Raw genomic sequence first — 10710 nt, forward strand, 5'->3', positions numbered from 1 at the left:
GCGCTGGTGGCCCCGTCGATAGCCGTAAAGCTGACGTCATCCCTTGACGATTCCCACTGGTAAACAAGCGGCAGGCCGGCATCGCCCGAAGCATCGGCGGTGCTGCTGAGGGCGGTGGGCGCTGCTCCGGCGCACACCGTCTGGGGGCCGGCGATGCTGCCCGGATTGGGCAGGCCTGGCACCCGGATAATAGCCTCAATCTCCTTGCACAGGCAGGCCTTGGTGACGCGCAGCTTGATGCGGTAGTCGCCCGGAGCCGGGAAGATGAAGGTGGGGTCCTTTTCGCTGGATTTGCCCAGGCCGGCGAAGTCCCATTCGTACGTTTCCGGGTCGGGGATGGAGGTGCCGGCCTGGAATTTTATTTCCCGGCAGCCCACCGGCTCATACCCGAAGCCCAGCTTCACCAGGAAGCTCTGGTTGAAGTTGGGCAAGCCCAGCCCGCTCAGCCGGCCGCCCAGGGCCTGGGCCGTGTCGTTGGCCAGGTAGGCCACGGCCGCGCCCAGCGAGTCGGGGTAGGAAATCACGCCGAGCAGGGGCTGGTTTTCGCGCGCCACGTAGAGCTTGCCATCGGGCGCGGCCTGGATGGAGCCGAGGTTGGGGCCGCCGGGGGGGGTAGGGATGACCGTCTTGCTGGCCGCGATGCTGTCGGGGTCCAGGCTCAAATCGAATTGCAACAGCTTGGGCGGGCTCAGCACCGTGGCGTAGAGCCGGGTGCGGCCGGGCGAAAACTCGACGCCGTAGTAGCCGCCCTCGCCGCTGTCCAGGGTGCGGGGGTTGCTGACGGCGCCGGTTTTGGCATCGAAGTCATACAGCTCGATGGTGCCGTTGGCCGGCACGGGGCCGTCGTTGAAGCGGGCCACGGCCAGCTGCCGGCCATCGGGCGACACTTTCATCTGCCCGCGGAACGCTTGCGGAGCCACGCTGGGCGCGTGCCGCGGCCCCTCCGTTGAAACCACCGGCGTCGTAATCACGCCGGTGGCCGTCACCTGATACGCCAGAAAGGCGCTGCCGGAAGCCGGGTCAGCACTGCCGGCCTCGCCGTAGCCGTGCACGATAATCCAGGAGTCGCAGCCATTGTCGTGCAGCACGGCGGTCATCTTTTCGGCCGTGCGGCGGGTCAGGGGCGTGTTTTTGGTGTCCGCCACGATGTCGCCCAGCCCGCCGTTGAGGGCCATGTCAATCTCCGAAAAGCTCAGGCCCCGCTCGCCGCCGCGCGCATCCTGGGTGAAGAGATAGTAGCGGGTGGTGCTGCCCGGCCGCCGGATAGCCACCGGCCCGTCGGTGGTGAGAGCGTTGCCGGCCAGGCCGGTGCCGTTGGGCATCACGGTGTGGTTGCGGGTCCAGATGGTTTCGCCGTTCGAGTAGAAGAGCAGGTTGCCTTCGTTGTCCGACATGGTGGCCGCCCCGGCGGGCGTCACCATCTGGCCGTCGGTGAGCACGGCGGGCGTCTTGGCGGGCGGGGCCTGGCCGTTGAAGTTGAGGCCCGCCTTGTTGCCGAAATACCAGGTGTTGATGAATTTCTCGTCGAAGCTGCACGGCTCGGGCTCGCCCAGCGGGCAGGCCTTGGTGCTGACGCTTAGGGGCGTGGAGGTCGCCACGCAGCCGGGCGCCTCGACTTTCACCGAGTAGCTGCCGGGCGTGGTGGCGGTGAAGAGGCTGTCGTTAAGCACGGCGCCAGCGCCATTCGCGATGGTCGTGCCCCTGAACCAGGTGTAGCGGTAGCCCGGCCGCGCGCCGCCGCTCAGCGCCACCGACTGGCCTTCGCAAAACGGATTGGCGCCCCGCGTCTGGACCGCAAACGGCAGCCCCGGCCCTAGCGGAATGGTGTAGATGGCAATGTTATTCGAGCCCTGGTCGTCGCTGTTATTGGCCGAGTAGCGGAACGTGGTGCTGTCCGACTCGCAGATGCTGCCGGCGGGCGTGTAGGCGAGGGTGCCGCCGCTGCTCCGGCTGCCGGGGCCGCTCACCGGAATGACCTGGCCCAGGGTGACGGGCGTGCCGTTGAAGGTCAGTACGCCAGTGGCCGGCAGGCGCTGGATAGTGAACGAGGCCACGGTCACGCCCACGCTGCCGTTAACATCCAGCGTCGCGCTCAGGGGCTGAATTGGGGCCGGCGCGGGCCGGTTGGGTACGGTGGCGGTTGTTTTCTCATCGGCTGTTAGCTGAGTGGTGCACGAGCCGAAGTACAGGTCGTCGATGCCGAAGTCGTTGCCGTCGGCCGCCTTGTTAACGTCGCGGATTTGCAGCTCGACCTGAAAGCCGCCGGCCGGGCCGGGTCCCGAAAAGTAGAGGTCGGAAATCCGCACGTAGGTGCCTACATTGCTCCTGCCTGCCGGTAGCGTCGTCACGACCGAGGTCGATTTGCCGTCCACTACTAGCGCTAGCTGCGCCGGGCTGGTACCGTTGATGCTGGTCGCATAGACTGAGAATAAGTAGTAGCGGTTAGGCTGTACAGTCACGGTCTGGGAATACACCGTGTCCAGGGACGCGCCGCCATTGACGAACATAAACTTGTCGCCGGCCCCGGTGCGACCCATGCCCCGGAAATTGGCTGCGAACGAATAAGGTAGCGCGTCAGTGTCCACGGCGTAGCCGCCTTCCACGTAGAGCTGGGGCCGGGCGGCAGGGGAAGACACGAATCGGTAAGCAGTCGTAAAGCCCACGTTGCCATCCGTAAAGCTGGGATTAACGAGCAGGTTGCGCCCCGTGCCCAGGGTGCAGACCCGGTCCGAATCGTACACGTTCAGGACCACGGTTGAAATATTCGAGCAGTTGGGCGTCGCGCCGGGCTGGCAAATCTGATAGGTGAAGCTGTCCTGACCCACAAAGCCGGGGTTAGGCGTGTAGACGTAGCTGCCGTCGGGGTTGAAGCTGGTGAGCGTACCGTTGCGGGGGGGCGTGAGGCGCTTCACCTCGAACGCCGCGTTGGGCAGGTTGTCGGGGTTGTCGTCGTTAGGAATCACGTTGCCCGACTTGGCCGTGCCGGCGGGCACCTGGTTGGTGTCGTCGTGGGTTACGAAGCGGTTGGTAGTTTGGGCCTGCGTCGTAGTGGCCGCGCCACCGAGCAGGAAAAGCAGCAGCCACGGCTTAACCCAGTTGTGGCCGCGGCCGGCGCCCGGTTTAAAATAAAAGGAAAAAGGGGCCACAAGCTGGCTTAGATACGGTAGCGCTGCGGGCATAAGAAAGCAAATAGAAGAGCGGATAGCGAAGCGGGGGTGGGAAATGGCGCCGCGCCGCGGCTAAGAAGAAGCGGCCAGCTGAGCGGACAGGTCAATAAAAGACCGTCAGCCGGCTACAGTAAAGCTACGCACTACCGGCGGGTTTTTGTGGGGTACCAACGTGGTGCGCCACCCGAACCGGCCCGGCCCGCGCCGCTGGCCCGGCCGGCCGTCTATTTAAGGGTTGCCGCTGGAGTAGGGGGGTAGGGATTTCGGGCCCGGCTTAGGGCGCCGGCTCCTGGCCCAGCCAGGGCCGCACGGGCAGTGGGTCGGGGCAGCGGGCCAGCAGCTCGGCCACGGTCAGGCCCAGTTGGGGGTGGCGCAGGCGGGGTGCAATCTCGGCCAGCGGCACCAGGGCAAAGCGCCGCCCGGCCAGCTGCGGGTGCGGCACGGTGAGGGCCGGGGAGGCGCAGATTTCAGCGCCAAAAAAAAGGATGTCCACGTCGAGCGTACGGCTGCCCCAGTGCTCCGCCCGCTCGCGGCCCGCGGCCTGCTCGGCCGCCAGGCAGGCGGCCAGCAGCTTCTCCGCTGAAAGCGAGGTGCGCACGGCCAGCGCCTGATTTAGAAAGGCCGGCTGGTCTTCGCGGCCCCAGGCGGCGGTTTCGTAGAGGCCCGATTGGGCTACTATAGCACCGGCCCCTGCCGCCAGGTGGTGCCGGGCCGCCGCCAGATGAGCCGCCCGGTCGCCCAGATTAGAGCCCAGCAGCAGGTACGCCAGCACGGGGGGGGTAGGGAATGGCCGACTCACGGCTGGCGCCGAAAAAAGTCGGCCGTCAGCTCAGCCACCCGTTGCGCGTCGGTGGGCAGCGCCGATTGCGGCCAGGGGTGGGCGCCGCCGAACATGTGCGTGGCGCCGGGCAGCACGTGCAGCGTGGCATCGGGCCGCAGCGCGTGCAGGCGCTGGGCGGCGGCCAGCGGCACGGTTTCGTCCTCGTCGCCGTGAATGAGCAGCAGCGGCTGGCGCCGGCGCCGGGTTAGGTTGCGCGCAATGTCGAGTCGGTCGCGGTTTTTTAGATAGTCCTCCACAGCCTGGTAGTAGAGCGGCAGCTGCTGGCCGGTGCGGCTGTTCTCGACGTGCAGCACGCCCCGCGTTTGCCACTCGCGCATCACGCTGGCTGGCCAGCGCGGGTTGACGTCGGCGATGGCCGCCCAGGTAGCCACGGCCGCCACGCGCGCATCTTCAGCCGCCTTGAGCAGCACCAGGCCGCCGCCGCGGCTGTGGCCCACCAGGTAGAGGCGCGCCAGGTCCAGTTCGGCGGCGGGCAGGGGGGTAGGGAAGTGGCCGTGCAGGGCGTCGAGCAGGTGGCCCAAGTCGTCCAGCTCCAGGCTGAAGTTGTTGCGGCCGAAGGCGTCCAGGTCTTCCAAATCGCCGGTGCCGCCCACCACCACGCCGTTGTGCGAGAGGTTGAGCTTGATGAACACGAAGCCTTGCCCAGCGAAGAAGCGGGCCAGCAGGGGGAAATGCCCCCAGTCCTTGAAGCCCTTAAAGCCATGCACAAACACGATGACCGGCTTGGCTTGCCCATCGGCCTGATACGTAGCATCGGCGGCGAAGGGGCGGCCGTGGTGGGGCGCGGGCAGCAGAAAATCAGCGGTAGTGAGCATAGCCGGCAAGTTACGGCCGGAAGTAGCGCGGACTTGGTAGTCCGCGGGCGAACAAGGGGCCCTGGACGCTATGCGTCCGTGCGTGCGCCGGCAAAGTTTTGTTTGCGCGCGGACTACCAAGTCCGCGCTACGGGCCTGATGGCGTATCATTGCGGCACCGTTTGCTTTCCCCTTAATGGCCCAGCTGCCCCCCGTTTCCCTCGACCAGATTCAGGCGCCCATCGCGGCCGAGATGGCCGGGTTTGAGGTCAAGTTCCGGCAGTCGATGCAAACCAAGGTGCTGCTGCTGGACAAGATAATGGGCTACATTATCAAGCGCAAGGGCAAACAGATTCGGCCGATGTTCGTGTTCTTCTCGGCCCGCATCGCCCTGCCCGACGCGGCCGGCCCGCTGCCCGAAGCCACGTTTCGCGGCGCCGCCCTGATTGAGCTGCTGCACACCGCTACCCTGGTGCACGACGACGTAGTGGATGAGTCCAATTACCGTCGCGGCTTCTTCTCCATTAATGCCCTTTGGAAAAATAAAATTGCGGTGCTCGTGGGCGATTATTTACTCTCGCGCGGAATGCAATTAGCGCTGGAGCACGACGACTTTCAACTACTGAAGATTGTCAATAACGCGGTGCGCGAACTTAGCGAGGGCGAGTTATTGCAAATTGAGAAAGCCCGTAAACTAGACATCACCGAGGACGTTTATTTTGACATAATCCGCCAAAAAACTGCTTCGCTGATTGCTTCCTGCACGGCCGTGGGCGCGGCCTCGGCCGGCGCCGATAAAGAAACGATTGAGCGGGCCCGCTTATTCGGCGAGAAGGTGGGCATGGCCTTCCAAATAAAAGACGACTTATTCGATTACGGCACGGCCGAAATTGGCAAGCCGGTCGGTATTGATATCAAGGAAAAGAAAATGACCTTGCCGCTGATATACGCCTTGCAGCAAGCTAGTTGGCTGGAAAAGCGCCGCGTTATCTTCAACGTCAAAAACAACGAGGGCCGCCGCGACCGGGTGCAGCAGGTAATCGAGTTTGTGAAGAAATCGGGTGGCCTGGACTACGCTATCCAAACCATGCAGCGCTACCGCGACGAGGCCCTCGCGCTGCTGCACACCTTCCCAGAATCGGCCAGCCGCACCTCGCTGGAGCAGTTGATTAACTACACGATAGAGCGGGAAAAATAGACCGCAGATTAAGCTGATTTTAACGGATAAAACGGATTATTTGGGGGTCCGCGCAGAGGATTAATGCCTAGCGCGGACCCCCAGATAATCCGTTTACCCGTTAAAATCAGCTTAATCTGCGGTCCCCGCTAATTGGTAGCAAATGTTTTTGGCTTCGTTTACTTTGAAGGTGACGCCATCAAAGGTGCTGTCGACTTCGAGCGTGTGCAGCATCTGGCAGCCGGGGCACTTAATTTCTTCAATTTCGTGGTTTTCGGCGTGCTCGATGGAGTCGGCCTGGTCGTTGGGGGCGGGCACGCCGAGCAGGTCGGTGAACACCTCGGTCTGGCAGCTTGCGCACTCAAAGCGCAGGCCTACGCTGCGGCCCTGCAAGTCGGCCAACGGAGCCGGGGAGTTATCGTTCTGGGGAATCCACATGGGAAGGGGTTGAGGAAATGGAGGGGGTAGGGAAATGGCAAGAAGACGCCTGGGCGCCGCTTCAGCTTACGGGCGCGGTGGCGAAAAAGATGGGGCTGCCACCATCCCGGCACATTTTCGTCCGGCGCCTAGGCAATCGGCATTCCCTACCCCCCCCTTTGCCCGACAATGCAATACTGCTCCGTGACTGCGTGGGCCGGGGCGGAGGGACAGGTAATCAATCCGTCGTCGGTGCTGATGCAGCCGCTGATAACCTTGCGGCCCCTACACGATTTTCAGGTGCGGCGGCGATAGCGGCTCTTTCTATTCGACCAGCAGCTCGTATTTGGCAACCACGCCCAGCAGGCCGGGCAGGCTGAAACGGGCCTGGCGGAGCTGGTTGCGTTCGGGGTCAATGCTGAAGCCCGTCGCGGTCCGAAAATCGGCGCCCCCAAGCTGGGTTTTCTGAAAAACCGCGCCCGCCAGCGAGCAGTCCTGGAAGACGGCGCCCGACAAGTCGGCATCGGCAAAATCGGCTTCGTCGAGCCCGCAGCCCCGAAACGGGGTGCCCGGCATCTGGCGGCCGGCGAAGGAGGCGTAGCGCAGCTGGCACTGGTCGAAATGCACGCCAAAGAGCAGGTCGCGGCACGCCGTGAATTGCAGGCCCAGCAGCTTGCACTCAGCAAAGGCCACGTTTTGCAGCGCCGTGCCTGCCAGCCGCGCCGATGACAAGTTGCAGCGCTCAAAAAGGCAGCTGGCGAAGCGCAGCTTACTTAAGTCTGCCCCGCTAAAGTCGCAGTTGCGGAAGTGATAGTCGTCAAACTCAGTATGGTCTGCCAGGTGCCGGGCGTCCCAGCCCGTCACCACGTTTTCGGCCGGGAAAAAGTCGGGTTTGCGCGCGGCAACTGGCGGCTTGCGGTGGGGCTTCACGGAGGAATTAGCGGAAAATGGCCGCCATCTCCAGCTCTATTCCACTAGCTGGGTCGCGCAGCGTACCGGAGGTGAAAACTACGTCGGGTTGGTTGGGTACAAACAAATAAATACTGCGTACAGTAGGTAGAACCAACCAAGCAGACTGAACACCACTAGGAAAATACTGAGTCCAAATTTTACTGACTAAATAATCAAATGATTGAGTTGGGGATAGAATTTCAATCGCCGTAATAGGCGGGTCAGGATAGCGGATAATATCAGCGCGCCAATTGTAAGTCAGCCGGGGCAGAATAGCTACATCTGGCTTCAGGCGTCCTGCGCTTAATTCGAATTCTAACTCTGGTAGTATATCATATTGTTCCTCGTAAGGCAGCAGCGCCACGCTGAAGCGGTGAATCAGCCGGGAATGGTTTAAAGACATAACTTCTTCGAGGACAACCTCGGTTTCGATTATTTCTGTTGCTTGCGGCTGCATATAGTAAGTAGTAAGGTTTTTTCAAAGATAACTAAAACGCCGCCGGCCGCTACTCCTTCAGCAGCTGGTCCACGGTCTGATTAAACTCGGCAATTTCCTGCCGGTAATACTTGCCCGTGCCCGGCCCCGAGAAGCCCGTGTGAATCTTGCGCACCTCGCCTTTTTTATCGAGGAAAATAGTAGTCGGAAACGCCAATACCTGCGCGAGCTGGGGTAGGGATTTGGCGGCCGAATCCTTGTTGGCGACGCCGGCCACGGCCAGGTCGTATTTGATGTTAAACCGCTCGCGCATCTTGTGCAGGCGCGCGGCGGCCTTTTTCTGGTCGGGGCTGCGCTCGTAGCCCAGGCCGATGATTTCAACGCCGCGCTGCTTGTTCTGCTCGTACCAGGGAGCCAGGAAGTTGGTCTCGTCCATGCAGTTGGGGCACCACGAGCCCAGGATTTGCACCACGACAACCTTGCCCTGGTACTTGGGGTCGGTGGGGGAGATGGCGCCGCCCTCGAAGATGTTGGGAAACTTGAAATCCAGCCGCTTCTGGCCGGGCTTCATGGCCGTCAGGGCGTTGGCGTCGGGCAGCTTGGCGTTGGGGTCCAGCACAGCGGTAAAGGTTTCGTGGCCGGATTTGCCGGAGTAGAAGTCGCCTTTGAGCAATTTATTACTTTGCTTCATGTCTACCACTGCATCAAAAAGAAATGCGTGATTACCATCAAAAGTTGAGAGCTTCATATGCCACTGGCCGTTCACGTGGGCATAGTTACCAAATAAATAGCGGTAGTCTCCGGTTGTAGTTAAGAATGTACCAGCGATACCTTGACTTGCAGAATCACCTTTAAAGATTCCTACTGCTGGGTAACTGTTCCCTTCTTCATCTTTAAAACCGGCCTTATAAGTGAATTCTTTGCTTGAGGGTATCAGACTTACTTTAGTATTACTATGAAAAAGTCGGTTCGACGATTCATTTGTGCTTAAGAAAGCCACTATCGGCACCCGATATGACATTTTTGCATCATACTTTACCCATGTGCCTTTCAGTCTATCGGTAGTAACCATTCTGCCTATTGTGACCATTTTAGGTTTCGTGCCCCACGCACTATCCGGATTGCTAATGTCAACTTGCTTATCTACGCTATCAGCGCGCAAGACCAGCGCGGCGTCAAATACGTGCAGCCGCACCGTGACCGAATCCCCGGCCTGCGTAATTTCCGGGCAGCGCAGGCGCTCCTCGCCGTCGAGACCCTTATTAATTAGGTAAACGACCGGCTTACCGGCCTCTTCTTTCACCTCGAATAGAAACGGAATCTGCTGGCCTTGGGCGGCCAGCTCGCCACGCCACGGGCCGGCTTTGAGCAAGGTGACGGGGGTAGGGGCACTAGTGGTGGCCGTTTTCGAGTTATCGGATTGGCAGGCGGCCGTGCCCAGGGCGGTGCCCAGCAGCAGGGCAGCAAAACGAGTCAGTTTCATAGCGGCAAAGTAAGCGCCCACAACCGCCGCCCGCGCCGGAAGGTTGCCGCCCGCGCTCCGCGTACCTCGGCGTCTTCCTCTGCGTACCTCTGCGGTAACTTGCCGAACGTAGCAGCCGAACGAAACCCGTATCTCCCTACCCCCCCGAAACGACCAAAAACAACCCGCCCCGTACACTACATTTGCGCAACCGCTAAAATACCCTTCTCCCTATGGCTTTTGACCTCGAAATGATACGCGCCGTGTACAGCGGCCTGGGTTCCCGCATCGAATCGGCCCGCGCCGCCGTGGGGCGTCCGCTGACGCTGACCGAGAAAATCCTTCATAGCCACCTCTACGGCGAGCAGAGCGGCAAAGCCTACGAGCGCGGCGTGAGCTACGTCGATTTCGCCCCCGACCGCGTGGCCATGCAGGACGCTACCGCTCAAATGGCCCTCTTGCAGTTCATGCAGGCTGGCCGCGCCACTACCGCCGTGCCCAGCACCGTGCACTGCGACCACCTCATCCAGGCCAAGGACGGCGCCACTGCCGACCTGGCCGAAGCCAACGCCGAAAACCGTGAAGTCTATGACTTTCTGGCTTCAGTATCCAACCGCTACGGCATTGGCTTCTGGAAACCAGGGGCGGGCATCATTCACCAGGTCGTCTTGGAAAACTACTCCTTCCCAGGGGGCATGATGATTGGCACCGACTCGCACACGCCCAACGCCGGCGGCCTGGGCATGATTGCCATCGGCGTGGGCGGCGCCGACGCCGTCGACGTGATGGCTGGCATGGCCTGGGAGCTGAAGTTTCCGAAGGTCATCGGCGTGAAGCTGACCGGCAAGATGAGCGGCTGGACCTCGGCCAAGGACGTGATTCTGAAAGTGGCCGGCATCCTGACCGTGAAGGGCGGCACAGGCGCCATCGTGGAATATTTTGGCGAGGGTGCCGAGAGCATGAGCGCCACCGGCAAAGCCACCATCTGCAACATGGGCGCTGAAATTGGGGCCACTACTTCGGTGTTTGGCTACGACCAGAAGATGGCCGACTACCTGCGCGGCACCAACCGCGCCGACATTGTGGACCTAGCCGAGGGCGTAAAAGCCCACCTGCGCGCCGACGATGAGGTATATGCTAACCCCGCCGACTTCTACGACCAGCTCATCGAAATCGACCTCAATACGCTGGAGCCGCACGTCAACGGCCCGTTCACGCCCGACGCGGCCTGGCCCATCTCGCAGTTTGCCCAGGCCGTGCGCGACAACGGCTGGCCCGAGAAGCTCGAAGTTGGCCTCATCGGCTCGTGTACCAACTCCAGCTACGAGGACATCACCCGCGCCGCTTCCATCGCCCGGCAAGCGGTGCAAAAAGGCCTGCACGTCAACGCCGAGTTCACCGTCACGCCCGGCTCGGAGCTGGTGCGCTACACCGTGGCCCGCGACGGCCTGCTCGACACCTTCGC

The 10710-nt window shown here is 61.9% G+C and carries 10 protein-coding genes; 3 read left to right on the forward strand and 7 right to left on the reverse strand.

Annotated elements, in window-relative coordinates:
• From ACFE70_RS13305 to ACFE70_RS13315, 3 genes are all read right to left on the reverse strand, one after another.
• The coding region (locus ACFE70_RS13305) for an Ig-like domain-containing protein (protein WP_375418244.1) at window positions 1-3179 on the reverse strand (3179 nt) is incomplete at its 3' end.
• Between the two features lie 262 nt (window positions 3180-3441).
• A complete protein-coding gene (gene folK, locus ACFE70_RS13310; RefSeq protein WP_375418245.1) occupies window positions 3442-3966 on the reverse strand; it encodes a 2-amino-4-hydroxy-6-hydroxymethyldihydropteridine diphosphokinase in 525 nt (174 codons plus the stop codon).
• Complete coding sequence (locus ACFE70_RS13315) at window positions 3963-4823, reverse strand: alpha/beta hydrolase family protein (RefSeq protein WP_375418246.1); 861 nt, start codon at window positions 4821-4823, stop codon at window positions 3963-3965. Before ACFE70_RS13315 ends, folK begins: the two co-directional genes overlap by 4 nt.
• A 175-nt stretch (window positions 4824-4998) precedes the next feature.
• Between ACFE70_RS13315 and ACFE70_RS13320 the strand changes: the two genes are divergently transcribed.
• Window positions 4999-6000, forward strand: a complete 1002-nt coding sequence (locus ACFE70_RS13320) for a polyprenyl synthetase family protein (RefSeq protein ID WP_375418247.1) — start codon at window positions 4999-5001, stop codon at window positions 5998-6000.
• 111 nt (window positions 6001-6111) lie between these two features.
• Here ACFE70_RS13320 and ACFE70_RS13325 read toward each other — a convergent pair whose 3' ends face one another.
• Window positions 6112-6417, reverse strand: coding sequence for a hypothetical protein (locus ACFE70_RS13325; RefSeq protein ID WP_375418248.1), 306 nt, complete (start codon window positions 6415-6417; stop codon window positions 6112-6114).
• A gap of 168 nt (window positions 6418-6585) precedes the next feature.
• Between ACFE70_RS13325 and ACFE70_RS13330 the strand changes: the two genes are divergently transcribed.
• On the forward strand, window positions 6586-6711 hold the full coding sequence (locus tag ACFE70_RS13330; protein WP_375418249.1) for a hypothetical protein: 126 nt from the start codon (window positions 6586-6588) through the stop codon (window positions 6709-6711).
• Between the two features lie 9 nt (window positions 6712-6720).
• On the opposite strand, the gene ACFE70_RS13335 is transcribed toward ACFE70_RS13330, so the two are convergent.
• Genes ACFE70_RS13335 through ACFE70_RS13345 form a run of 3 tightly spaced genes read right to left on the reverse strand, consistent with a single transcriptional unit; the run spans window position 6721 to window position 8474 of the window.
• Entirely contained in the window at window positions 6721-7326 is a 606-nt protein-coding gene (locus ACFE70_RS13335; RefSeq protein WP_375418250.1) for a pentapeptide repeat-containing protein, read from the reverse strand.
• 7 nt (window positions 7327-7333) lie between these two features.
• On the reverse strand, window positions 7334-7804 hold the full coding sequence (locus tag ACFE70_RS13340; protein ID WP_375418251.1) for a Uma2 family endonuclease: 471 nt from the start codon (window positions 7802-7804) through the stop codon (window positions 7334-7336).
• A gap of 49 nt (window positions 7805-7853) precedes the next feature.
• Window positions 7854-8474, reverse strand: coding sequence for a peroxiredoxin family protein (locus ACFE70_RS13345; protein WP_375418252.1), 621 nt, complete (start codon window positions 8472-8474; stop codon window positions 7854-7856).
• 1004 nt (window positions 8475-9478) lie between these two features.
• Here ACFE70_RS13345 and ACFE70_RS13350 point away from each other — a divergent pair.
• Window positions 9479-10710: aconitase family protein (locus tag ACFE70_RS13350; RefSeq protein WP_375418253.1), on the forward strand; the 1232-nt coding region annotated here is incomplete at its 3' end.

The sequence above is a fragment of the uncultured Hymenobacter sp. genome, assembly GCF_964243305.1.
Classification (GTDB): Bacteria; Bacteroidota; Bacteroidia; order Cytophagales; family Hymenobacteraceae; genus Hymenobacter.